Source organism: Providencia sp. PROV061, from assembly GCF_011045655.1.
Taxonomy (GTDB): domain Bacteria; phylum Pseudomonadota; class Gammaproteobacteria; order Enterobacterales; family Enterobacteriaceae; genus Providencia; species Providencia hangzhouensis.
Window position 1 is genome coordinate 3,652,291 of the sequence record NZ_CP042861.1, and the last position, 26,635, is coordinate 3,678,925.

Consider the following 26,635-nt stretch of genomic DNA (forward strand, 5'->3'; position numbering starts at 1 on the left):
ACCGGTTTCTCCTCAAATCCTGTGTCACTATCTTTTAGCGCAGGAAAAAGCATGTTTAAAAACAAAATTATAGCATCGTTCTTTACCTTTGGTGCACTCAGTTTAAGTCAATTAGCATGGGCGGATAAACCAACGCTTACTGTTTATACCTACGATTCCTTTGCCGCAGAGTGGGGTCCAGGACCACAAATTAAAAAAAATTTCGAAGCGCAGTGCGATTGTGAATTAAAAATAGTGGCGCTGGGGGATGGTGTAGCCCTGCTAAACAGACTCAGAATGGAAGGAAAAAAAAGCAAAGCAGATGTGATTTTAGGGTTAGATAATAATTTATTAGATTCTGCTGAAAAAACAGGCCTGTTTGCTTCTGCCGACATTAATACCAGTGCATTGAAGCTGCCTATTTCGTGGGATAGCTCAACCTTCATTCCTTATGACTATGGCTATTTCGCATTCATATATGACACTAATAAAATTAAACAACCACCAACAAGTATGGATGCATTATTAAATAGTGAAAATAATTGGAAAATTATTTACCAAGATCCTCGAACCAGTACGCCCGGACTTGGCTTAATGCTGTGGATTGAAAAACTGTATGGCGACAAGTCTGCGGATGCATGGCAAAAAATGGCAGGCAAAACACTCACCGTAACTAAAGGTTGGAGTGAAGCTTATGGCCTGTTCTTAAAAGGGGAAGGTGATTTTGTACTCAGTTATACCTCATCGCCGGGTTATCAAATGCTTAATGACCAAAAAGATAACTATGCTGCGGCATTATTTAATGAGGGTCACTATATGCAAGTTGAGGTGGCAGCAAGGCTGAAAAATAGCCCACAGCCGGAGCTTGCCAAGCAGTTCTTGCAGTTTGTCTTAACGCCTGAATTCCAAAATACCTTGCCAACAACAAACTGGATGTATCCGGTCATTGATATTCCCTTACCTGAGGTATACAACCAGTTACCTCTACCTGAAAAAGCCTTACAATTTAGTTCTCAAGAAGTTGCAAAAGAACGCCAAAACTGGACTCGTTTATGGCAAGCCGCCGTCAGTCGCTGATTAATTTGTCTTTACTACCGGGGGCGTTGGCCTCCGGTTTACTGATTACGGTTGCACTCATTAGTTTTGGTGCGCTGTGGTTTTTTGCACCTGAAATTTCAATGGCTGACATTATTAGCGATAGCTATTTGTGGCATGTGATTGGGTTTACCTTTTGGCAGGCTTTTTTATCCGCCATTTTTTCTGTAATCCCTGCTATTTTTCTTGCAAGAGCACTGCACCGCCGTCGTTTTTTTGGACGAACCCTATTTTTACGCCTATGTGCAATGACATTGGTTCTTCCGGTATTAGTTGCCGTGTTTGGTATTTTATCAGTTTACGGGCAAACGGGTTGGCTGGCTAAACTTTGTCAATTACTGGGGCTTGATTACACCTTTTCACCTTATGGCCTAAAAGGCATTTTGTTAGCGCATGTATTTTTTAACATGCCACTGGCAACACGTATGCTATTGCAATCTTTAGAGAATATCGCTATTGAGCAACGGCAGATTGCAGCACAACTGAGGTTTAATGAGTGGCAGCAATTCACTATTTTAGAATGGCCCTATTTACGGCGACAAATATTACCCACTGCCGCATTAATTTTCATGCTGTGCTTTGCCAGCTTTGCGACTGTTCTCGCTCTGGGAGGCGGCCCGGCAGCAACCACCATCGAATTGGCTATTTACCAAGCACTTAATTATGATTTTGATTTAGGACGAGCCACCCTTTTGGCGCTCATCCAGCTGTTTTTCTGTGTCGGTTTAATGTTTATCTGCCATAGAGTAAATAGTGTATTTTCAGTGGGGTTTAGCCAACAAGCGCAATGGGTTGACCCCGCTGATAACGCATTTCGTCGTATTCGTGACCTGCTGCTCATTGTCGCTGCCATGTTATTGCTACTTCCCCCACTATTCGCGGTTATTTTCGATGGGTTAAATGGGCAACTTTGGGCGGTATTGCAGCAACCCGCCTTATGGCAAGCCACGGCAACCTCTGTGTTTATTGCACTGTGTGCTGGTACTGTCTGCGTGGTACTTACCTTAATGTTGTTATGGAGCAGCCGTGAATTGCGCTTACGCCAAGCGGCTCGTCTAGGGCAAGCCTTAGAACTTAGTGGGTTAATTATTTTAGCCATGCCCGGTATCGTGCTCGCGACAGGTTTTTTTATCTTTTTTAATGAAACGGTAGGCTTACCTGAATCCCCTTACCCATTAGTTATCATGACTAATGCTTTGTTAGCCATTCCCTATGCGTTAAAAGTATTAGAAAACCCTATGCGAGACAGCGCTGAACGCTATAACCCATTGTGCCAATCACTTGGCATTTCTGGTTTTAATCGTTTCCGAATTATTGAACTTAAAGCATTACGCAAACCTATTTCCCAAGCTCTCGCATTTGCTTGTGTTATCTCAATTGGTGATTTTGGTGTTGTCGCGTTATTTGGCAATGATAACTTCCGCACACTCCCTTATTATCTTTATCAGCAAATAGGGGCTTACCGGTCAAACGATGGGGCTGTTACTGCCATGCTATTGCTATTGCTTTGCTTTTGCTTATTTAGCTTGATTGAACGTATCTCAGGAAAACACCATGATTAAATTGACTCAGCTAGATTACCAATACGACAACCTGACAATGTCATTTGATTTTTCTGTTCAGTTCGGTGAGTCTGTGGCAGTTATGGGGCCAAGTGGTGCAGGGAAAAGTACGCTATTAAGCTTGATTAGCGGCTTTCAATTTCCCAAAAGCGGTACAATTGCGCTCAATGGCGAAGACCATACTTTTAGCCCTCCGGCTAAGCGCCCTGTTTCTATGTTATTTCAAGAAAATAATTTATTTTCACACCTGACAATCCGGCAAAACATTGGTCTTGGACTGCAACCCAATTTACGCCTGAATAAAACGCAAATTCAGCGAGTTGAGCAAATGGCGAGCCGTGTCAGCCTGAGTGAATGTTTAGATAGGTTACCAGCACAACTGTCGGGGGGGCAACGTCAACGCGCGGCATTAGCACGCTGCATGATCCGCAATCAACCAATTTTATTACTTGATGAGCCTTTTTCAGCTCTCGACCCTGCATTACGCCGAGAAATGCTGCTATTACTCAGGGGAATTTGTGCAGAAAAATCAATCACATTGTTAATGGTTTCGCATAATGTTGATGATGCTTTACAAATTGCCCCGCGGACACTGGTTATTGCAGAAGGGAATATTGCCTACGATGGTGATACTCAATACCTATTACAGGGACAAAGCGCTGCGTCTGCTTTACTGAGTATCACAAGCGTTTCCAATAATTAGCACTGTATAAATTCACACTATTCGCGTATATTTATCGTAACTATTTTTTATGCGAGTTTTATGCGAGTAGCCTAATGACCCAACTTATCGCTCCAGCAGAAAGAGGCTTTATTCTTAGCCGTCACTGGAAAGACACCCGCCACGGTGTTGAGGTCTCTTATTGGCTACTCACTGATAACCAACCTCAAAAGGTCACTGTTCCCTATCAAAAAGCCATTGGTTTTTTAGCTGAATCTCAATTCCCTCAAGTAAAGCATCTATTAGATGAACAACCCAATATTACCTACCGGCTCCTTGAATTAATTGATTTTAAACACGAAAAAGTCTATGCGATTTATTGCCAGCAATATCGACAATTACAGAATCTTGAAAAAAGCTGCAACGAATTGGGTGTCGAATTATTAGAAACAGATATTCGCCCAAGTGAACGGTATCTAATGGAACGCTTTATCGCGGCCTCTGTCTGGTTTTCTCAAAATCAGCAAGGGGAGTTTCAACTAAAACCTTGCGAAGGCTACCGCCCCTTAATCAAAGCTGTTTCCCTTGATATCGAAACCAGCCAACATGGTGAACTCTATTCTATAGGGCTGTCTGGCTGTGGTGACAATGTGGTATTTATGTTAGGGCCAGAACAAGGGCCTGCATTGAGCTCTGAACATCGCTTAATCTATGTGAATAGCCGCCCGCAATTACTTCATAAGCTCAATGAATGGCTTCACCAATACGACCCTGATGCCATCATTGGTTGGAACCTAATCCAATTCGACTTACAAGTATTACAAAAGCATGCTGAGCGTTATGGCATCCCATTATTGTTTGGTCGACAAAACAAAAAATTGGAGTGGCGAGAGCATGGCTTTAAGCAAGGTGTATTTTTTGCCGCTGCTGAAGGCCGGTTAATTATTGATGGTATTGATGCATTAAAAGCAGCAACATGGAGTTTTTCATCATTTAGTTTAGAGTTTGTCGCTCAAGAACTCCTTGGCGAAGGTAAAGCGATTGATACCCCTTATGACCGAATGGATGAAATCAACCGCCGCTTTGCTCACGATAAACCCGCTCTAGCACACTACAATATTCAAGATTGTATTTTAGTCCATCGGATCTTTGAAAAAACCGATTTAATGGCTTTCTTGCAAGAACGTTCAACAGTAACTGGCCTTGCTGTTGATAAAATGGGCGGATCTGTCGCAGCATTCTCACACCTTTATATTCCCCGTCTACACCGCCTTGGCTTTGTCGCGCCCAACCTTACGGAACATAAAATGCAACTGAACCCCGGGGGCTTTGTCATGGACTCCCAACCTGGGCTATATGACTCCGTATTAGTTTTGGATTATAAAAGCCTATATCCTTCAATTATTAGAACTTTTCTCATCGACCCTGCGGGTATGATTGAAGGATTAGCGCATCCAGACCTTGAATATTCTGTTCCCGGTTTTCGCCAAGCTTGGTTTTCTCGTACAACCCACTGTTTACCCGATATTGTCAGCCATATCTGGCAAGAACGGGATAAAGCCAAAAAAGAGCATAATGCGCCACTATCCCAAGCGTTGAAAATTATTATGAACGCATTTGCTGGGGTACTAGGCGCTGAAGGGTGCCGTTTTTTTGACCCAAGACTGACTGCATCAATCACCATGCGTGGCCATGAAATTATGCGTACAACCAAACGTTTGATTGAGTCACAGGGTTACCAAGTTATTTATGGGGATACCGACTCCACATTTGTATGGTTACGAGATGCCCACAATGAAGAGCAAGCGCAAAAAATTGGCTTTGCTTTACGTGATTACGTGAATAGCTGGTGGAAAAAACATTTAGCTGAAGAATGGCAATTAGAGGGGGTTTTAGAGCTTGAATATGAAACCCATTACCGCCGATTTTTGATGCCAACGGTACGTGGTGCTGAAATGGGGAGTAAAAAACGCTATGCAGGGCTGAGTAAAGACACCATGGTATTTAGAGGGCTGGAAACCATTCGCTCGGACTGGACCCCCTTAGCACAAATATTCCAAAAAGAGCTCTATACCCGTATTTTTTATCGCCAACCTTACCGTGAATATATTCGTGAATATGTGCAAAATATTCGTTCAGGCCAATATGATGACCGTTTAGTTTACCGTAAACGCCTGCGCCGAAAATTGACTGATTACCAAAAAAATGTTCCTCCGCATGTTCGAGCTGCTCGTACCGCTGATGACTATAATTTAAAATTACAGCGCCCTTTGCAATATCAAAATGGTGGTTGGATAAACTATATTATCACTCAGGCAGGGCCTGAACCGCTGGAAATCATCACGGCAAAACCGGATTACGAACATTATATTTCCAAGCAAATCAAACCAATAGCAGATGCTATCTTGCCTTTCTTACAAGATGACTTTGATACCCTGCTAACTGGGCAAATTACCCTGTTGTTTTAAAATTTATTCTACCTTTGATGTTTTTTTAACAGGTGACGATAGCCTTCGGTTGAATTAATATATCGCCCCTTTGGTGTCTCGCACGTCTGGCTACACAAATTATGCGTGATAATCAACAATACTCATTATAATTCAAATAGACTGACTCATTGTCTCGGCCACAAGCCCAGCAAACGCCTTAGTGCTCACTTTGCTGCAATTTGAATAATTAAATGTGTATAATTAATCATCAGGTAACGACTATTTTTAAAATAATTCGAACTCTTCCTTGTGTAACTATTAATGAGCTACACCAACACTGGGCGAAGACACTGATAAAAATTGTCTTAAAAAATCTAAAAAATAAACTCTCAATTTTATGGAATTAAGTTAAATCTATGCCATTTACTCTTGGTCAACGCTGGATCAGCGATACAGAAAGCGAACTTGGATTAGGTGCCGTCGTGGCAATTGATGCCCGAATGGTAACGTTGCTTTTTCCTGCTAGTGGCGAAAACCGCCTTTACTCTAGCAGTGATGCCCCTATTACCCGAGTGATGTTTAATGAAGGTGATACCATTACCAGCCACGAAGGCTGGCAACTTCAAGTTGAAAGCATTGAAGAAGATAAAGGATTATTGACTTACATCGGCACACGTTTAGATACGCAAGAAACCGGTGTGAGCCTTAGAGAAGTGTTCCTCGACAGCAAGCTCACATTCAATAAGCCGCAAGATCGTCTATTTGCTGGGCAAATTGACCGTATGGACCGTTTCGCTTTACGCTTTCGTGCGCGCAAATTCCAAAGCGAGCAAGTCAAACACCAAGCGACAGGCCTACGCGGTATTCGTGCAAGTCTGATCCCACACCAATTACATATTGCCAATGAAGTGGGAAAACGCCACCATCCGCGCGTATTACTCGCTGACGAAGTCGGCTTAGGTAAAACCATTGAAGCGGGGATGATTATCCACCAGCAATTAATGGCAGGCCGTGCAGAGCGCGTCTTAGTTATTGTTCCTGATAGCTTACAGCACCAATGGTTGGTTGAGATGCTACGCCGCTTTAATCTGCGTTTTTCTTTGTTTGATGATAGCCGTTACAGTGAAGCACAGCATGATAGCGATAACCCATTTGAAACAGAACAACTCGTTCTGTGTTCACTGGATTTCGTCCGTCGTAACAAGCAGCGTTTTGACCAATTAGTTGAAGCGGGCTGGGATATGATGGTTGTCGATGAAGCTCATCACTTACAGTGGAGTGAGACCGCCCCGAGCCGTGAATATCAAGTTATTGAAACATTAGCTGAAAATATTCCTTCTATTTTGCTATTAACGGCAACACCAGAGCAACTTGGCCAAGAAAGCCACTTCGCTCGCCTGCGTTTACTTGACCCTAGCCGTTTTCATGATTACCAAGACTTTATTGCTGAGCAAGAAAACTACCGTCCTGTTGCTGATGCGGTTTCACTGTTGCTGTCGGGTGACAAACTGACTAATGACCAGCAAAATTTACTTAACGAATTAATCAAAGAACAAGATATCGAACCACTGCTAAAGGCTGCAAACCTTGAAGGTGAAGATGGCAATGCCGCGCGCCAAGAGCTGATCAACATGTTAATGGACCGCCATGGTACTAGCCGCCTGTTGTTCAGAAATACCCGAAATGGCGTCAAAGGCTTCCCTCGTCGTGAATTGCATTCGTTAAAAATGCCATTGCCCACCCAATACCAAACCGCAATTAAAGTGGCTGGTATTATGGGCAGTAAAAAAGACGTTGAAACACGTGCAAAAGAAATGCTCTACCCTGAGCAAATTTACCAAGAGTTCGAAGGTGAAAACGCCACGTGGTGGAACTTTGACCCGCGGGTTGAGTGGTTAATGGGCTTTTTGACCGCAAACCGCCATGAAAAAGTGTTAGTGATCTGCGCGAAAGCCGCAACTGCACTACAATTGGAGCAAGTGTTACGTGAACGCGAAGCGATTCGTGCTGCCGTGTTCCACGAAGGGTTATCGTTATTAGAACGTGACCGAGCTGCTGCCTATTTCGCCTCTCAAGAAGAAGGCGCGCAGGTTCTATTATGTTCTGAAATCGGTTCTGAAGGGCGTAACTTCCAATTTGCTAACCAGTTGGTGATGTTCGACCTGCCGTTTAATCCAGACTTACTCGAGCAACGTATCGGCCGTTTAGACCGTATTGGACAAAGCCGTGATATCAGCATTCATGTGCCTTATTTAGAAAATACCGCACAATCTGTGTTGATCCGCTGGTATCACGAAGGCTTAGATGCCTTTGAACATACCTGCCCAACAGGCCGAGCTATCTACGATAAATACTACCAACCATTACTGCAATTTATGGCTGAACCGACAGTCACAGAAGGTTTTGATGATTTTATTAAAACCTGCCGTGCAGAGCATGACAGCTTGAAATTGCAATTGGAACAAGGCCGTGACCGTTTACTTGAAATGCATTCAAACGGTGGCGAGTCTGGCAATCTGTTGGCTGAAGAAATTGGTGAAGGTGATAACGATACCGAATTGGTTAACTTTGCACTCAATCTTTTTGATATTGTCGGTATTAATCAAGAAGATAAAAGTGATAACCTGATTATCCTCACACCTTCAGACCATATGTTAGTACCTGATTTCCCAGGACTTCCTCAAGATGGTTGCACCATCACGTTTGATAGAGAGCAAGCACTTTCTCGTGAAGACACGCAGTTTATCAGCTGGGAGCACCCTATTATTCGTAATGGTTTAGATTTAGTGCTATCTGGCGATACCGGCAGCTGTGCGGTTTCTTTATTGAAAAACAAAGCGCTGCCTGTTGGCACCTTATTGACTGAACTGATTTACGTTGTAGAAGCTCAAGCGCCTAAGAATCTGCAAATTAGCCGTTTCTTACCCGCAACTCCGGTACGCTTATTAATTGATTTAAAAGGTAATAACTTATCATCTCAAGTTGAGTTTGAAAGTTTTAACCGCCAATTAAATGCCATTAACCGCCATATGGCAAGCAAACTGGTCAATGCAGTACAAAATGAGGTTCATTCGGTATTACGCTTATCTGAGCCAATGATCGAAAAAGAAGCCAAAGCATTGATAGAGAATGCAAAAGAAGCAGCTGATAAGGCGCTAACGTTGGAGCTTTCTCGTTTAGAAGCACTAAAAGCGGTCAACCCAAATATTCGTGATGAAGAACTTGATATTATTGAGGAAGAACGCCAACAACTGATGACTAATATCGACCAAGCTACATGGCGACTAGATGCGATTCGTTTAGTTGTGGTAACTCATCAGTAGCCGACTTGCTGTGAGTACGCTGTCGCTCATTCAAATAGCTTATTATTAGTAATTTGAATTATAGTAAGCGTAAACTAAAATAGTCACTTATTTCTCCCTCATCTGAGGGAGAAATTATTTAAAAGCTTCGGAGTTACACACGTTATGATGGAACCCTACCAACCTGCTGTTGAACCTTGGTTGCATATACTTTACCAAGATGATCACATCATTGTGGTGAATAAACCTAGCGGGTTACTCTCTGTTCCCGGAAAAGCGCCAGAGCACCATGACAGCATTATGAGCCGTGTTCAGCGTGATTTTCCCGCCGCTGAATCCGTACATCGGTTAGATATGGCGACAAGTGGCGTCATGGTTGTGGCACTGCACAAAAAAGCTGAACGCGAACTTAAACGCCAATTTAGAGAGCGTGAGCCGAAAAAATTCTATATTGCTCGTGTTTGGGGTCATTTAGAAAAAGAAGAAGGCTTGGTTGATTTGCCGTTAATTTGTGATTGGCCAAACCGCCCTAAGCAAAAAGTGTGTTTCGAAACAGGGAAATCAGCACAAACCGAGTACCAAGTTTTACAATATGAAGAACAAGCCACTCGCGTAAAGCTTTCCCCTATTACGGGTCGTTCGCACCAACTTAGAGTCCATATGTTAGCGTTAGGTCACCCTATCCTTGGTGATCGCTTCTATGCTCACGATGAGGCCAAAGCGCTAGCGACTCGCTTACAATTACATGCTCAGGAATTATACATCACCCACCCTGAATACGGCACGCCAATGCATTTTACCTGCCCACCGGATTTTTAACGGTCTCTAATCGATTGATTAGATTTCAATATTACCAGTGCAGAAATTAACTCACTCTATTTTTGCGCTGATTATTTTCCCGTTTGTTTTTACCCTAAGAACATACATAACTATGTAACTAGGGTGCGCGAGCGCAGCCAACAAAAAACGGGAGCGAAATAATCCATTTTAATTATTCCCCTGATTTCCCCTAAATAGTTCGTGTTGCAGCTAGGCGGCAAGAGAGCGAATTCCTAGGAGCATACAGTAGTATGTGACTAGGGTTCGCGAGCGCAGCCAACAAAAAACGGGAGCGAAATAATCCATTTTAATTATTCCCCTGATTTCCCTTAAATAGTTCGTGTTGCAGCTAGGCGGCAAGAGAGCAAATCCCTAGGAGCATACAGTAGTATGTGACTAGGGTTCGCGAGCGCAGCCAACAACGCTGCGGCGCGAAATATGACGGGGAAATTTATTTGAAGCCGAGCTCCTTCTTAACTAAGTCATAAGCGGCTTGGATTGATTGCGCTTTCTGCTTCGCTATTTCCATCATTTCTGGTGGCAAACCTTTCGCAACCAATTTATCTGGGTGATGTTCGCTCATTAATTTACGATAGGCACGCTTAATTTTTGTTGGGTCATCACTCGGGGACACACCAAGGACTTTACAAGCATCTTCAAGGGTTGGGCCATTCGATTGCTGATAATACCCTCCTGATTGCTGCTGAGAGTACCCTTGGCCAAATTGGCGACCACTTTGGATCATATCCAAGAACTGTTCAAATTGAACCTTAGAAATACCCAATTCCTCAGCAATAATAAACAATACTTTTCGTTCGTTTGGATGTAGCTGCCCATCTGCAAAAGCCGCCTGTAATTGAATTTCCAGAAACATCTGAATTAAGTCAAAACGGCCATAACAGGCCATACGTAATTGTTTTAATACATCACGTAATGGAAAGTTAGGGGATTTGCCTTCTCTAAATGCTTGTTGAGCCGCTTTTCGTGTTTCTCCATGTAATTGCATTCTGTCCATTAAATTGGTTGCAAGCTGAATATCTGTCTCGGTTACACGACCTTTGGACTTCGTTAAATGCCCCAAAATTTGGAAAGTGCTAGCAAAGAAAATAATTTGGCGATCACGCTTATTCATTCTCCCTGCAAATTTACGTTGAATCGATGCTTTATCAAAACCATGCCCAATAATTAACCCAATTAGCGCCCCCCAAAAACCCAATCCAGAGACGATTGCGAGTATAACGCCAATAATTTTGCCCCAATAGTGCATATATCCCTCAATTCTTCAATGCTCAAAATGCAATTTTGCATTATCATACTATTCATTCAGCTCTATGCATAACTACCCGCGCGTAAAGTTTCTTACATTATACTGGCGCAAAGTGGTTGGCTAAGTTAGTCTTTGAGCGTTTGCTGGCGATGCCAATGATGACGGAACCCCATATTTAATGATGAAAAAAAGCTATCCAACACTACTCGCCACCATGGTATGGGCGGCAATTTATAGTCAGCAAGCGCATGCTGACCTTGCACAGCAGTGTATGCTGGGTGTCCCTGTTTACACAAAACCGATTGTAAAAGGTGACCCTAACGACCTGCCGATTCACATTACCGCTGAAGATGTCCGTGGTGAATACCCTAATTTTGTTGAATATGAAGGTAATGTCGATATTCAACAAGGGAACCAAACATTAACCGCTGATAAGGTTAAACTCACACAAACAGAAACTGCGGGTGAACTTCCTGTCCGTGAAGTAACCGCCACCGGTAATGTTCACTACGATGACCCACAAATTATCTTAAAAGGCCCTTCTGCGTGGTCTAACTTAGATAATAAAAACACTGATGTGAATGATGGTAACTACATGATGGTAGGCCGTCAGGGGCGTGGTGACGCGACGAAAATGAAAATGCGTGGTGAAAACCGTTATTCTATTATGGAAAACGGCACATTCACGACCTGTTTACCCGGCAATAATAGCTGGAGTGTTGCGGGCTCTGAAGTCATTATCGACCGCGAAGAAGAAGTGGCTGAAATTTGGCATGCACGTTTTAAAGTCGGTGACGTGCCTATTTTCTATAGCCCATATATGCAATTGCCGATTGGTAATAAGCGCCGTTCCGGTTTTTTAATTCCGACTGGAAGCTATTCAAGTAACGATGGGCTAGAGTTCTCATTACCCTATTATTGGAATATTGCGCCAAACTACGATGCCACGATTACCCCACAGTTTATGACCCACCGTGGTGTAAAATTAAACAATGAATTCCGTTACCTCATTGCTCCTGGTACAGGCACCGTGGCCTTTGATTTTCTAAATCATGACCGAGCTTATATCAAGGACAAAGAACGTGGTAAGCGTGAAGACCGTGATAGTGATGACCGTTGGTTATTCTATTGGCGCCATTCTGGGACTTACGCGGAACACTGGAACTTCAGCTCTGACTATACCAAAGTGAGCGACCCTAGCTATTTTACTGACTTTAGTTCCCAGTATGGTAGCACCACTGATGGCTATGCCACTCAAAAATTCAGTGCAGGTTATTCAGATACAAACTGGAATGCAAAAGTTACTCACAAACAATTCCAAATTTTTGCTGATAACCCCAACAAACGTGCTTATAAAGCAGAGCCACAAGTGGACTTCAATTATTATAAAAATAATTTAGGTGCCTTTGATGTGCATACTTACGCACAAGCTGCTCGCTTTACGAGTGTGGGGAAAAATAACCCTGATGCAACTCGCTTACACATCGAGCCAGAAGTAAACCTGCCATTATCTAATGGCTGGGCAAATATGAATAACAGCATCAAATTGTATGCGACTCATTACGACCAAGATATCCCACGCTCGAATACAGATAAAAGCTTAGAAAAAAATGTGACACGTGTTCTACCAATGTTTAAAAGCGATGCAAAAGTTGTCTTCGAACGAGACCTTTTCCAAGGTAGTGATTTCGTTCAAACATTAGAACCACGTGTCCAATATTTATATATTCCGTATAAAGATCAAGATAATATCAATAACTTTGACTCTTCATTGTTGCAGTCAGACTATAGTGGTTTATTCCGTGACCGAATTTACAGTGGCCTTGACCGTATCGCCTCTGCAAACCAGTTCACCACAGGTGTTACAACCCGCGTGTATGATGATGCTTTAGCTGAGCGGTTTAATTTCTCAGTGGGTCAAATTTATTATTTCGAACGCCCTCGAGCAGGGAATTCAAACCGCCCAATTGACGATAAAAGCAATACAGGTTCTTTACTGTGGGCTACCGACAGTATGTGGCGAATTGATGATAACTGGGGCTTGCGTGGTGGTTTACAATATGACCGCCGCCTCGGTAATGTCACCATGGGGAATGCGGTTGCAGAATACCGTTTAGATGCCGATCGTTTAGTTCAGTTGAACTACCGTTTCGTTGACCGCGATTATATTCAAGCGACCTTCCGTCGTGAAGATACTGCGAATGGCGGCTATACCTATACACTGCCTGAATACCAACGTGGTATTTCACAGGTGGGTACTGTAGTTAGTTGGCCATTAAGCGAGCGCTGGGGTTTTGTGGGCTCATATTATTATGATACCAAACAACAGCAACCTGCGAGCCAACTTGTTGGTTTGCAATACAATACTTGCTGCTGGGCGGTCAATCTTGGCTATGAACGTAAGATAGTTGGTTGGCAAAAAGAGAAGTTCAGCAGTGAATATGATAATAAATGGTCAATCAATGTGGAACTTAGAGGCCTAAATAACAATCATAGTTTAGGTAGTCAGAAGATGTTAGAAAGTGGCATTATGCCTTATCAACGTGCTTTCTGATAAAAATAACATAGAGTTACTGTCAATAACTCAGGGGCAGTTAGGCGACAAGTGACTGAGTCGCTAGGAGCATACACAAGTATGTGACTAGTGCGAATGAGCGCAGTCAACAACACTGCAACTTGAAGTATGACGAGCATTTACTCTAAATAATTCGAGGTGCAGTTAGGCGACAAGTGATTGAGTCGCTAGGAGCATACACAAGTATGTGACTAGGGCGAATGAGCGCAGTCAACAACACTGCAACTTGAAGTATGACGAGTAAAAAGAGATTAGCCCGCTTTTGCGGAATCAAAGTCAATATTTATAGGACCATTATGAAGAATTGGAGAACGCTTATTCTGGGACTGATGTTCGCAAGCTCCACTGCTTTGGCTGCGCCTCAGCAAATGGATAAAGTGGCTGCGGTCGTCAATAACGGTGTTGTGCTGGAAAGTGACGTCCAGAATATGATCAACACAGTAAAACTGAATGCTCAGAACGCACGTCAACAGGTGCCTGATGATCAAACTCTGCGTCATCAGATCCTTGAGCGTCTCGTTATGGATAACATCATTTTGCAAATGGCTAGCCAAATGCAAATCAATATTCCAGATGAAGCCGTGGATGCAACTATTACTGATATCGCTCGTCAAAACGGTTTAACACTACAGCAAATGCAACAACGTTTAACCGCTGATGGCATCAATATGAATCAGTATCGTAGCGAAATTCGTAAAGAGATGCTGATTGCTGAAGTGCGTAACAATGAAGTTCGCCGCCGAGTGACCATTTTACCTCAAGAGGTTGATTCTCTTGCTGAACAAATGAGCTCACAAGCAAATTATGAGATGGGCGTTAATTTAAGCCATATCTTGATTCCGTTAGCAGAAAACCCAACACAGGAACAACTAAAAACCGCTGAAGCATTAGTGGATAAAATTTTAGCTGAACTGAAAAAAGGCGGAGATTTCGGTAAGTTAGCTATCGCTTATTCAGCAGATCCTCAAGCACTGAAAGGCGGTAATATGGGTTGGTCACGCCTGCAAGAATTACCCGTTGTGTTTGCTGAACAACTGAAAAATGCGAAAAAAGGTGATGTTGTCGGCCCTATTCGCTCTGGTGTCGGCTACCATATTTTACGTGTTAACGATGTCAGTGGTGGCAGCCAACCTATTTCTGTCACAGAAGTGAAAGCACGCCACATCTTGATTAAGTCATCACCAATTATGGATGATGCACAGGCAAGACAAAAATTAACCAAAATTGCTCAGGAAATTCGTTCAGGCAAAATCTCATTTGAAGATGCAGCAAAAGAAAATTCTGAAGACCCAGGTAGTGCGTTAAAAGGCGGTGAATTAGGTTGGAATATGCCTGATATCTATGACCCAGCTTTCCGCGATGCGCTAATGAGACTGAATAAAGGTGAATTAAGCCAACCTGTTCAATCAAACTTTGGATGGCACCTAATTCAATTAGAAGACACACGCAACGTTGATAAAACAGACGCGGCGCAAAAAGATCAAGCTTACCGTTTACTGTTTAATCGTAAATTTAACGAAGAAGCACAAAGCTGGATGCAAGAACAACGTGCTTCTGCTTACGTGAAAATGGTTGATGGTCGTGACAGCCAATCTACAGATGAAAAAACAAATTAAGCCTGTTGTTATCACCCCCGGCGAGCCAGCCGGGGTTGGTCCAGACCTACTTATTCAGCTAGCTCAACAGCAATGGCCTGTTGAGTTGGTTGCTTGTGCCGATCCTGATTTATTACTCCAGCGTGCCAAAGCGCTAAATTTGCCTCTGACATTAACTGAATATTCCCCCAATTCAATTAATGAAGTACAGCCTGCAGGTCACTTATCCGTTCTACCTGTTCATTTAGCAACGCCTGCAAAGGCAGGTGTACTCAATGTTGATAATGGCCAATATGTTGTGGAGAGCTTAGCAAAAGCATGTGACGGCTGTTTAAATGGCGAATTTTCAGCGCTTGTAACAGGTCCCGTACATAAAGGGATTATTAATGATGCAGGCATGTCATTTAGTGGTCACACTGAATTTTTTGCACAACGAAGTGGCTGTGAACGCGTTGTGATGATGCTAGCTACCGAAGAACTGCGTGTTGCATTAGCCACAACGCATCTGCCACTCAAGGACGTGTCGGCCGCTATTACCCAACAAAGCCTTCATGAAGTCATCACCATTTTACACCATGATTTACAAACCAAATTTGGTATTGAAAAACCGGCCATCTATGTTTGTGGTTTAAATCCACATGCAGGAGAAGGCGGCCATATGGGTACCGAAGAAATTGATACTATAGAGCCTGCACTTGAAAGCCTACGTACAAAAGGAATTAATTTGATTGGGCCATTGCCTGCAGATACCCTATTTCAAGCTAAGTATTTAGACCATGCAGACGCAGTGTTAGCAATGTATCACGATCAGGGCCTTCCTGTGTTAAAATACCAAGGTTTTGGCAGAGCAGTAAATATCACTCTCGGCCTGCCTTTTATCCGTACCTCTGTCGACCATGGGACAGCCCTTGAGCTCGCGGGGACGGGTCATGCTGATGCGGGAAGTTTTATCACCGCATTAAAGTTAGCTATCCAAATGACATCTAAGAATACATGAATAATCGAGTCCATCAGGGGCACTTTGCCCGCAAACGTTTCGGGCAGAACTTTTTAACTGACCAATTTATTATCGACAGCATCGTGGATGCCATGAACCCGCTGCCAGATCAGTCCATTGTAGAAATTGGTCCCGGCTTAGGTGCCTTAACCGAACCTGTCGGTAGCCGAATCGATAAAATGACCGTAGTTGAACTTGACCGTGACCTTGCTGCACGTTTACACGTTCATCCTCAACTAAAAGATAAATTGACTATCATTCAGCAAGATGCAATGACAGTAGATTTTGGTGAATTAGCCAAACAAGCGGGCCAGCCCCTGCGTGTTTTTGGTAACTTGCCTTACAACATCTCCACGCCGTTAATGTTTCACTTATTCACATTCACCAATTCTATTTCTGACATGAATTTCATGTTACAAAAAGAAGTGGTGAATCGTCTGGTTGCAGGACCAGGTAGCAAAGCCTTTGGGCGCTTGAGTGTTATGGCGCAATATTATTGCAACGTGGTGCCTGTGTTGGAAGTACCACCAACCGCATTTACACCAGCGCCAAAAGTAGATTCAGCCATTGTTAGGTTGATTCCTCATCGTGAAAACCCGTATCCGGTAAAAGATATTAAATTTTTAAGCCGTATTACCACACAAGCTTTCAACCAACGCCGTAAAACGATTCGTAATAGTTTAGGGGATTTATTCAGCGTTGAAGAGTTAACAGAACTGGGTATTGATTTAAGCACCCGAGCAGAAAATATTTCTGTTGAACAATATTGTAAAATGGCAAACTATCTCTCTAACCGTTCAGAATAGTCTGTTGAAGGAGGCACTATGCTTAATGAGCCGAATGTAAGCATCCAAGTTCAGAGTGTCTATATAGAAAGCCAATCTCAACCCGATATTGCGAGATATGTGTTTGCTTACACTATCTGCATTCGTAATTTAGGACGAGAGCCTATTCAATTAATGAGCCGTTATTGGCTCATTACTAACAGTGATGGCCATAAGACCGAAGTTCAAGGTGAAGGCGTGGTTGGTGAACAACCGCTTATCCCACCAGGAAAAGAATACCGTTATACCAGTGGCGCAATCCTTGAAACTCCAATGGGTACGATGGAAGGTTATTATGTGATGATAAGCACACAAGGGGACAGTTTCCACGTTGATATCCCTGCTTTTCGTCTTGCTATCCCAACACTGATTAATTAATTATGTCGACATATTTAGTAGGTGATATTCACGGTTGTTATCGTGAGCTCCGTGACTTGATGGAAAGCGTCCATTTTGATCCAACCAAAGACACACTGTGGTTAACAGGCGATCTCATTGCCCGCGGAACTGAATCACTGCAAGTTTTACGCTATGTAAAAAGCCTTGGTTCTGCCGCACGTTTAGTGCTTGGCAACCACGATCTCCATCTGTTAGGAATTTACTGTAAAATTAGTCGTAACAAGCCGAAAGATCACCTCGATGAGTTATTACATGCACCTGATCTTGATGAATTGATCAATTGGTTACGTCGCCAACCTTTATTACAAATTGATGAAGAAAAAAAGATCTTGATGACTCATGCAGGTATAACACCACAATGGGATATCGAAACAGCACGAATGTGTGCAAGGGAAGTTGAAGCCGTGCTGTCTAGTGATGCATATCCATTATTCATCGACTCCATGTATGGTGACATGCCAAATAACTGGTCTGAAAGCTTAATGGGGCTAGCTCGTTTGCGTTTTAGTACCAATGCCTTAACACGCCTGCGCTACTGTTTTCCAAACGGACAGCTAGATATGATTTGCAAGGAAAACCCTAAAAAAGCGCCCGCTCCGCTAAAACCCTGGTTCGATCTACCCAGTAAAATTCCTGAGGATTACTCAGTGTTTTTTGGTCACTGGGCATCCCTTGAAGGGAAATGCACTCCTGATAACGTTTATGCTTTAGATACGGGTTGCTGCTGGGGAGGGGAATTAACGCTATTCCATTGGGAAACTAAGCAGTACCACCAGCAAAAGTCATATCAAAAAAGCCGTAAAGAGTAATTTTTTGCCTAGTTAATTGCAAGTTATAGCAAAATGGCGCAATTAAGCGCCATTTTTGCATTCTAACTAAAAATTAGTCTCTTTTAGTTAAGATCTCAAAACAATAACCATGGGTATTGTTTTCGTCAGCTTCATGGTATTCGGTAAAAATAGAATCCCATTCATCAGGCTCATAAGCCGGAAAATGAGTATCTCCGATAACTTCAGCATCAACGTGAGTCAAATATAATTTATTCGCTAGCGGTAAAAATTGTTGATAAACTTTACCACCGCCAATTACCATCACCTCTTCAACATTTTCAATTGCTTGCGCTGCAGCCAATGCTTCTTCAATTGACGTTACCCAAATAACATCAGAATCAGTACCAGGAGCACTACTTAATACAATATTCACACGTTGTGGCAATGGGCGCCCAATTGATTCATAGGTAACACGGCCCATGATAACCGGTTTGTTTAACGTATTTCGTTTGAACCACGCTAGATCCCCCGGCAAATTCCAAGGCATCGCTTTTTCCATGCCGATAACCTGATCGATCGCCATTGCTGCGATTAAGCTAATATTCATCTACTCACCTTAGAAACAAGATATAAAAATTGAGCACACTATACGGAAAGAGAATTGCTTCGTCGACTAAATTTAAACTTCCTTAAACAGGTTTGAATCACTTATACTCGAATTGATAAACTTATGACTAAAAATAACATTTAAAAACAAAATGAACCCTCTAAGACCAGTCTAAATATGAGTGTCATTAGCAGGTCATTTTTATTTACCAACATTGAACGGGAAAAGAGATTATAACATGTACGAAACGAGTATTATGGTTGCGACCATCGCTGCACTCGGTATGCTTTCTCCAGGGCCAGATTTCTTTTTGATTGTTAAAAATTCAGCACGCTATCAACGCTCTGCCGCATTAATGTCTGCATGTGGTGTGATAGTCGCTATCGCTTTGCATATGTCTTACTGTGTTGCAGGCCTCGCTGTCTTGATTACAACTACGCCTTGGCTGTTTAATATCTTAAAATACGCGGGTGCAGCCTATTTAATTTGGATCGGTGTCAAAAGCTTACTTCCGCAATCCGGCCATAGCGTTGATCTAACAACCAGTAAACACGAAATTGTTTCATTCAAAAAAGCCTTTATGCAAGGTTTTCTCTGTAATGTATTAAACCCAAAAGCCACGCTGTTCTTTTTAGCGGTTTTTACCCAAGTGCTAGATATTAATTCCACTGTTGGCGAAAAGCTGTGGTTTGCCTTTATTATTTGGGGTTTAGCCGTCATCTACTGGCCTATTTTAGTATTTTTAATCCAAAGTGCCCCTGTAAGAAAAGGCCTGGCAAAAGTGCAAAAATACGTTGATAAGGTTCTCGGCGTTGTATTAATCGCCTTTGGTATTCGAGTGGCGCTAAGCTAGCTTTGTTATCCTTCCAATAAGCGGGCTAAATGCCTGCTTATTGGATATTCAATATTGTTGTAATACGAATTATTGCATGGTGTCTTGCGGTGCAACAACCAACTGCCCTACAGACCCTAAATCCGCCTTCTCTAAATTGTGGCTATAAAATAAGAACGGGAAATGGTTATAGGACGGTTGCATCATTTGAACTAATAATTCAACTCGGCTATCAACCCACACTGTATCTTTCCAGCCATAATCTTCTGGCGGTGTTGGTTTACCATTACGGTTTAAGACCTTAAAGCGCACACCTTCAATGTGAAATGCTTGCGGTTCATTCGTCGTCACAACCCAACGTTCCCAATTGCCTTGGCGGCTTGAGAAATCAACCCTGTTTGTATCAATAGTCGCATTATTAATACCAAAACCATCATTAAGGTGAATATTACGTTGTGTAATACTGGATGTGACTTGCGTTTTATCTTCAACTAATTGTGCCGGTAAACCATCCGTTACCAATGACATTAATCCAGTTGCCTTGATAGTTAATACATTGGTTGAAATTAAGCTATTCGATGGTTCAAATAGCCCTTTTAAACGGTCCATAAAGGTAGCCGACTCGCCCGCAGTAATGGTTAACTCTTGCGTTTTCGCCATATCAATCAAGACTTCACGCCGTTCCCCCGGTGCTAATGGGAGTTCCTGAACACTAACAGGTACAGTTAATAACCCTTGATCAGATGCAATCAATGAAAATGGGCGACCATCACTAATTTTCATCACATAATAACGGGAGTTCGACGCATTTAATAATCGTAGACGTACCCACCCTCGAGAAACTTCAATGTATGGATTTTGTACGCCATTAACCAGTAATGAATCGCCTAAAAACCCATTTTCATCGGCTTTGTATTCAGGGACGCCAAAATTATCTAAACGCTTATCTTGAATAATGACAGGAAAATCATCAACACCATAGTGTTTAGGTAAACGCAAGTTTTTCGTCACATCATCTTCGATGATCCACATCCCCAATAAACCATTGTAGACTTGCTCGCCCATTTTCCCTTGAGTATTTGCATGATACCAAAGCGTTGCTGCATTTTGGCGTATCGGGATCACTGGAGACCAGTCCGCATTAGGTGAAATTAACCTTGCCGCTCCACCAATTTGTGTTCCTGGTATTTGCAACCCGCTGATTGTCATCGAAACGGCTTCAGGTAAGCGATTACTATAAATAAGCTTAATGTCATCGCCATTTTTTACTTTGACTGTCGGCCCAGGGGAAGAACCATTTACTCCCCAAATATCGGCTGAATATTTTCCATCATAAGACCAATGAATTTTTTGTAATGTTAAAAATAATGGCTGTCCAGACCGTGATTCTAATAATGGTGGCACAGGTAAAGCTGTCGCCCCCTCTGCATTTGCATAAATTGGCACATAGGACAAACATAGAGCCACCCCCGCCGCTATCAGGGCTTGGCATCGATTGAATGACATAAATTCTCCGCTAAACAAAAATTCCAGCGCATTTTATTATTTAGTATTGTAGATTTTCAGCCTATAAAATGGCTAATTTATGATTGGACCCAGCAATATAACAACTTAGATACAACAATTTAAGGTCGCAATAATTTGTAAGCCATGATATCGCGAAAAAAGGCTAAATTCTAAAAATATCTAGCAAATGTGTAAAAATATAATTAATAAGATTATAAATAGTAAGGGTAAGTAATTAAAAAAGGAAATAAGACAGGTAGGAAACAATAAAGTCAATTTATGCTGTATTCAACCTAAAAGAATGAGCAATATTTGTATATTGCCCATTTTTAAATAAATTCAATGAATTAAGTTATTTGCCTTGTTTTGCCATTTCTTCGACTTCGAGATCGAGTTCTTTTATTTTGGCTTCCATTAAAGCATGGCAATGCTCAGATAACTCCCTCACTTGCTCTCGGCTATAAAGCGATGTATCAATAGGGTCTAGCATTTCAATAATGACAGTACCGTTATTCCAACGGTTTAACTTAATTTTACCTTGTGTACTAGAAACGCAAACAGGCACAATCGGTACCCCTGCTGCAATCGCTGCATGAAATGCCCCCGTTTTAAATGGCAGTAAACCACGACCACGGCTGCGAGTACCTTCAGGAAACATCCACACAGAAATTTTACGTTTTTTAATCTGGTCAGCAACTTGCGTGATTGTGTTATGGGCTTTAGAGCGATTAGCGCGGTCAATTAAAATATTACCCGTTATCCAATATAAAAAGCCAAAAAAAGGTATATAAACCAAGCTTTTTTTACCAACGGTTACCGTTCTTGGTAATACCCCATTTGACATAGTCACCATATCGTAATTGTTTTGGTGATTACCAATATAAATACTCGGGCCATAGCTCTTAGCTTTCTCGGGTACACGATTTATAATGTTAATCCCAAAAACGACTGATAACCGCCCGAACATGTGACCAAATGTCATTACGTGTTTTGGGTTACGAGGGCTAAATAGACAGTAAATCCCGCCCCCTACACACACCGCAATCGTATAAATAATAACAATGATCGCTCTAATAAGCGCTAACATACTAACCCCAAATTGTAAGAAGCTTTTCAGCTCCATGATGAATATTATCTACTTATAAACCTTTTGAAGTTCATACTGAAAAAGGTTTATAAGGTTTGTTCTTTGTTAATTATTCAGACTCTACTGGCTCAATATCAATACGCTCAATATTGTGCATTCCACGCGGTAACGACGTCCCTTTACGACCTCGTTCTGAACGATATTTTTGTAAGTCTTCTGCTTTAAACTTCAGCTTCCGCTTACCGAAATGCAAGGTCATTGATGCCCCCACAGGCAAAATCATCAACCAAGTCAATAAATCATCGCCAGTTGCCGCTTGCGCACCTGCAATATTGATAATTTTATTCCCTTTACCTTTTGAAAGTTGGGGTAAATCCGCCACAGGGAATATTAACATACGCCCTGCCTTGGTAATTGCCAACAGCAAATCTTCCTGTTCATTATGCAGTTCAATTGGTGCCAATACTTTTGCATTTTCAGGCAAAGAAATTAAGGCCTTACCAGTTTTATTTTTAGTGACTAAATCATTGAAGGTACAAATAAAACCGTACCCTGCATCAGAAGCCATTAAATATTTCTGCTCGTCAGGCGCCATCAATACATGTTCAATGGATGCACCTGGAGGCAGAGTTAACTTACCCGTTAGAGGCTCACCTTGACTACGCGCTGAAGGCAATTCAAGCGGATCCACAGAATAACTTCGCCCTGTTGTGTCAAGGAATACCGCCGCCTGATTTGACTTACCTCGCGCAGCCCCTTTAAAACCATCTCCCGCTTTATAATTTAGGTTAGTCGGTTCGATATCATGCCCTTTAGCACTTCGCACCCACCCCATATCAGAAAGCACAACGGTAATCGGTTCTGACGGTAAAATTTCATGTTCGCTCATTGCTTTCGCTTCTTCACGCTCATGCAATGGGGAGCGACGGTCATCACCGTAATCTTTGGCGTCAGCTTGAATCTCTTTTTTAATCAGCGTATTTAAACGTCTTTCAGACCCAAGAATCGCTTGTAAATCATCGCGCTCTTTGGCTAATTCATCTTGCTCGCCACGAATTTTCATTTCTTCGAGCTTGGCTAAATGGCGTAATTTTAACTCTAAAATAGCTTCAGCTTGGGTATCACTGATATTAAAACGTGACATTAAAACCGCTTTGGGTTCATCTTCTGTACGAATAATTTCAATGACTTCATCAATATTCAGATAAGCAATCAATAAACCATCTAAAATATGTAAGCGTCTTAATACTTTTTCTAACCTGTGATTTAAGCGATTACGTACAGTTTGTCGACGGTAAGCGATCCACTCATTTAAGATCTCAACAAGCCCTTTTACCGCAGGTCGGTTATCTAAACCAATCATATTAAGGTTAACGCGGTAGCTACGCTCTAAATCCGTTGTCGCAAATAAGTGCGTCATAACCTGTTCAAGGTCAACACGATTACTACGTGGAACTATCACCAAACGTGTTGGGTTTTCATGGTTAGATTCATCGCGTAAATCTTCAACCATCGGCAATTTTTTCGCGCGCATTTGGCTGGCGATTTGTTCTAAAACTTTCGCCCCAGAAACTTGATGAGGGAGAGCCGTGATAACAGCATTACCATCTTCTTTTTCCCACACCGCACGCATGCGTACAGAGCCGCGCCCATTTTGATAAATCTTACGAATATCATCACGGGAAGAAATAATTTCTGCTTCTGTAGGGAAATCGGGTCCCGGCACAAATGCCATGATGTCATCAAGATTTAGCGTAGGTTTATCCAGTAAAGCAACCAAAGCTTGAGCCACTTCTCGGGCGTTATGTGGTGGAATATCTGTCGCCATCCCAACCGCAATACCCGTTGTACCGTTTAACAAAATATTTGGCAAACGTGCAGGCAACATTTTGGGCTCGTTTAGCGTACCATCAAAGTTTGGTACCCAATCGACGGTGCCATGGCCAAGTTCACTGAGTAAAATTTCAGCGTATTTGGATAGTCGTGATTCGGTATAACGCATTGCTGCGAATGATTTTGGGTCATCCGGTGCCCCCCAGTTTCCTTGACCATCCACCAGCGGATAACGGTAAGAAAACGGCTGCGCCATCAAGACCATCGCTTCATAACAAGCGATATCACCGTGTGGGTGATATTTACCGAGAACATCACCCACAGTTCTGGCGGATTTTTTATATTTTGCAGTGTTGCTTAAGCCAAGTTCTGACATTGCATACACAATACGGCGCTGAACAGGTTTAAGCCCATCGCCAATAAACGGTAATGCCCTATCCATGATGACGTACATCGAATAGTTCAGATAGGCATTTTCAGTGAAAGCATGAAGCGGTAAGCGCTCTACGCCATCATGAGTAATTTCACTCATTCAATTCGTTCCTTTCTCATCGCAATTCGGATATTAGACATCAATTTCAGCCATATCGCCTTTTTCTTGCAGCCAATTACGGCGATCTTCAGAGCGTTTTTTCGCAAGAAGCATATCCATGACCGCAAGTGTTTCTTGGTAGTTTTCATCATCGATAATTAGCTGTACAAGACGACGAGTATTTGGATCTAATGTCGTTTCACGTAATTGCAGTGGGTTCATTTCCCCCAGCCCTTTAAATCGCTGAACATTGGGTTTACCTCGCTTGCGGCTAAGGCGTTCAAGTACAGCATTTTTTTCGCTTTCATCAAGGGCGTAAAACGTTTCTTTGCCTAAATCGATACGATATAACGGCGGCATTGCCATATAGACATGCCCTGCTTTTACTAATGTTGGGAAATGACGGACAAATAACGCACATAGCAATGTAGCAATGTGCAAGCCGTCGGAGTCCGCATCCGCAAGGATGCAAATTTTCCCATAGCGTAATTGGCTAAGGTCTTCGCTATCAGGGTCTATTCCAATGGCAACAGAGATATCATGTACCTCTTGGGAAGCTAAAACCTCATCAGAAGACACTTCCCATGTATTGAGAATTTTACCGCGTAGCGGCATGATAGCTTGGTATTCGCGGTCACGCGCTTGTTTTGCAGAGCCCCCTGCGGAGTCCCCTTCTACAAGGAACAATTCCGTCATACTCAGGTCTTGCGAGCTACAATCAGCTAATTTACCCGGTAAAGCAGGGCCACTGGTGAGTTTTTTACGCACCACTTTTTTCGCTGCACGCATTCGACGCTGCGCGCTAGAAATTGCCATTTCTGCAAGCTGTTCAGCCACTTGCACGTTTTGGTTAAGCCATAAACTGAAGGCATCTTTTACCACGCCCGAAACAAACGCAGCGCATTGACGAGAAGACAGACGCTCTTTGGTTTGCCCCGCAAATTGTGGATCTTGCATTTTAACGGAAAGCACATAAGTACAGCGCTCCCAAATATCATCAGCTGAGAGCTTAACACCACGAGGCAATATATTGCGGAATTCGCAAAATTCACGCATCGCATCGAGCAACCCTTGGCGTAAACCATTAACATGGGTTCCACCTAGTGCTGTTGGGATAAGGTTAACGTAGCTTTCCGTCAGTAATTCACCACCTTCAGGCAACCAGAGCAACGCCCATTGTGCGGCTTCTGTTTCCCCTGAAAATTCACCTGTAAATGGCTTTGGGGGTAACGCTTCAAGGCCGTCAATTGACTCCATTAGGTAATCGGTCAACCCGTCACTGTAGCACCAACTTTGCTCTGTATCGTTGAGCTTATCCTTAAACGTGATTTTCACGCCAGGGCATAAAACAGCTTTGGCTTTTAAATTATGAGTTAAACGAGTTACTGAAAATTTTGGACTATCAAAATAGCTGCCATCTGGCCAAAAATGCACGCTAGTCCCTGTGTTGCGTTTTCCACAAGTCCCTATTACATGTAAATCTTCAACCTTATCGCCGTTTTCAAAGGCAATTTGATACACTTGGCTATCACGACGAACAGTAACTTCAATACGTTTTGATAACGCATTGACGACAGAAATCCCGACACCATGCAAACCACCTGAGAATTGGTAGTTTTTATTGGAGAATTTCCCCCCCGCATGTAATTGCCCCAGGATCAGCTCAACCGCTGACACTTTCATTTCTGGGTGAATATCGACAGGCATACCGCGCCCATCATCAATTACTTCAAGGGATTGATCGGCATGTAAAATAACCTCAATATGGCTCGCGTGCCCCGCAAGCGCTTCATCGACGCTATTATCAATTACTTCTTGAGCCAAATGGTTCGGTCGACTGGTATCGGTATACATCCCCGGACGACGGCGAACAGGCTCTAAACCACTGAGGACTTCAATGGCCTCTGCGTTATAACTAGATTGAGTCATGTTGTCATTCTGCGGTAATAGGTGATTAATTGAAC

The 26,635-nt window shown here is 42.6% G+C and carries 19 protein-coding genes; 13 read left to right on the forward strand and 6 right to left on the reverse strand.

Translation table 11 applies throughout. The features are described 5' to 3' along the window. Positions 1-51 precede the first annotated feature (51 nt). The 6 genes from thiB (at position 52) to rluA (ending at position 9,847) form a co-directional block, all read left to right on the forward strand. The gene (gene thiB, locus FVA72_RS16840) at positions 52-1,056 is read left to right on the forward strand and encodes a thiamine ABC transporter substrate binding subunit (protein WP_110591271.1); all 1,005 of its coding nucleotides are present in this window, start codon (positions 52-54) and stop codon (positions 1,054-1,056) included. Next, positions 1,032-2,636: a thiamine/thiamine pyrophosphate ABC transporter permease ThiP gene (gene thiP / locus FVA72_RS16845; RefSeq protein ID WP_110591270.1), complete on the forward strand. Its 1,605-nt coding sequence runs from the start codon at positions 1,032-1,034 to the stop codon at positions 2,634-2,636. Before thiB ends, thiP begins: the two co-directional genes overlap by 25 nt. Next, positions 2,629-3,339, forward strand: coding sequence for a thiamine ABC transporter ATP-binding protein ThiQ (gene thiQ, locus FVA72_RS16850; protein ID WP_110591269.1), 711 nt, complete (start codon positions 2,629-2,631; stop codon positions 3,337-3,339). The genes thiP and thiQ overlap by 8 nt, the downstream gene beginning before the upstream one ends. Positions 3,340-3,413: 74 nt before the next feature. After that, the gene (locus tag FVA72_RS16855) at positions 3,414-5,765 is read left to right on the forward strand and encodes a DNA polymerase II (protein WP_110591268.1); all 2,352 of its coding nucleotides are present in this window, start codon (positions 3,414-3,416) and stop codon (positions 5,763-5,765) included. Between the two features lie 377 nt (positions 5,766-6,142). Then, positions 6,143-9,049, forward strand: coding sequence for an RNA polymerase-associated protein RapA (rapA, locus tag FVA72_RS16860; protein WP_110591267.1), 2,907 nt, complete (start codon positions 6,143-6,145; stop codon positions 9,047-9,049). Between the two features lie 144 nt (positions 9,050-9,193). After that, positions 9,194-9,847: a bifunctional tRNA pseudouridine(32) synthase/23S rRNA pseudouridine(746) synthase RluA gene (rluA, locus tag FVA72_RS16865; protein WP_110591266.1), complete on the forward strand. Its 654-nt coding sequence runs from the start codon at positions 9,194-9,196 to the stop codon at positions 9,845-9,847. A 451-nt stretch (positions 9,848-10,298) separates the two neighbouring features. On the opposite strand, the gene djlA is transcribed toward rluA, so the two are convergent. After that, the gene (gene djlA, locus FVA72_RS16870) at positions 10,299-11,114 is read right to left on the reverse strand and encodes a co-chaperone DjlA (protein ID WP_004257658.1); all 816 of its coding nucleotides are present in this window, start codon (positions 11,112-11,114) and stop codon (positions 10,299-10,301) included. A 178-nt stretch (positions 11,115-11,292) separates the two neighbouring features. On the opposite strand from djlA, the gene lptD reads away from it, so the two are divergent. The 6 genes from lptD (at position 11,293) to apaH (ending at position 18,313) form a co-directional block, all read left to right on the forward strand. Next, on the forward strand, positions 11,293-13,668 hold the full coding sequence (gene lptD / locus FVA72_RS16875; RefSeq protein ID WP_110591265.1) for an LPS assembly protein LptD: 2,376 nt from the start codon (positions 11,293-11,295) through the stop codon (positions 13,666-13,668). 317 nt (positions 13,669-13,985) lie between these two features. Beyond that, positions 13,986-15,305 carry a peptidylprolyl isomerase SurA gene (gene surA / locus FVA72_RS16880; RefSeq protein ID WP_094961104.1) on the forward strand — a complete coding sequence of 440 codons (1,320 nt, stop codon included), beginning with the start codon at positions 13,986-13,988 and terminating at the stop codon, positions 15,303-15,305. Beyond that, the gene (pdxA, locus tag FVA72_RS16885; RefSeq protein WP_110591264.1) at positions 15,289-16,281 is read left to right on the forward strand and encodes a 4-hydroxythreonine-4-phosphate dehydrogenase PdxA; all 993 of its coding nucleotides are present in this window, start codon (positions 15,289-15,291) and stop codon (positions 16,279-16,281) included. Before surA ends, pdxA begins: the two co-directional genes overlap by 17 nt. Beyond that, positions 16,278-17,087, forward strand: a complete 810-nt coding sequence (gene rsmA, locus FVA72_RS16890) for a 16S rRNA (adenine(1518)-N(6)/adenine(1519)-N(6))-dimethyltransferase RsmA (protein WP_110591263.1) — start codon at positions 16,278-16,280, stop codon at positions 17,085-17,087. The genes pdxA and rsmA overlap by 4 nt, the downstream gene beginning before the upstream one ends. A gap of 18 nt (positions 17,088-17,105) precedes the next feature. After that, positions 17,106-17,483 (forward strand): Co2+/Mg2+ efflux protein ApaG, encoded by a 378-nt coding sequence (gene apaG / locus FVA72_RS16895; protein ID WP_004257676.1) that lies wholly within the window; start codon positions 17,106-17,108, stop codon positions 17,481-17,483. A gap of 2 nt (positions 17,484-17,485) precedes the next feature. Continuing rightward, entirely contained in the window at positions 17,486-18,313 is an 828-nt protein-coding gene (gene apaH / locus FVA72_RS16900) for a bis(5'-nucleosyl)-tetraphosphatase (symmetrical) ApaH (protein WP_036958002.1), read from the forward strand. A gap of 73 nt (positions 18,314-18,386) precedes the next feature. Here the strand turns inward: apaH and folA are convergent, their stop codons facing one another. Further along, entirely contained in the window at positions 18,387-18,881 is a 495-nt protein-coding gene (gene folA, locus FVA72_RS16905) for a type 3 dihydrofolate reductase (protein WP_004257684.1), read from the reverse strand. 238 nt (positions 18,882-19,119) lie between these two features. On the opposite strand from folA, the gene FVA72_RS16910 reads away from it, so the two are divergent. Beyond that, positions 19,120-19,734: a LysE family transporter gene (locus FVA72_RS16910; RefSeq protein ID WP_004257687.1), complete on the forward strand. Its 615-nt coding sequence runs from the start codon at positions 19,120-19,122 to the stop codon at positions 19,732-19,734. A gap of 69 nt (positions 19,735-19,803) precedes the next feature. On the opposite strand, the gene ftsP is transcribed toward FVA72_RS16910, so the two are convergent. The 4 genes from ftsP to parE form a co-directional block, all read right to left on the reverse strand. Then, positions 19,804-21,219, reverse strand: coding sequence for a cell division protein FtsP (gene ftsP / locus FVA72_RS16915; protein WP_004257690.1), 1,416 nt, complete (start codon positions 21,217-21,219; stop codon positions 19,804-19,806). A gap of 352 nt (positions 21,220-21,571) precedes the next feature. Further along, entirely contained in the window at positions 21,572-22,306 is a 735-nt protein-coding gene (locus tag FVA72_RS16920; RefSeq protein WP_036958188.1) for a 1-acylglycerol-3-phosphate O-acyltransferase, read from the reverse strand. 109 nt (positions 22,307-22,415) lie between these two features. Next, positions 22,416-24,671, reverse strand: a complete 2,256-nt coding sequence (gene parC, locus FVA72_RS16925; RefSeq protein ID WP_096864070.1) for a DNA topoisomerase IV subunit A — start codon at positions 24,669-24,671, stop codon at positions 22,416-22,418. A gap of 33 nt (positions 24,672-24,704) precedes the next feature. Beyond that, complete coding sequence (parE, locus tag FVA72_RS16930; RefSeq protein WP_094961099.1) at positions 24,705-26,600, reverse strand: DNA topoisomerase IV subunit B; 1,896 nt, start codon at positions 26,598-26,600, stop codon at positions 24,705-24,707. Between the last annotated feature and the right edge of the window lie 35 nt (positions 26,601-26,635).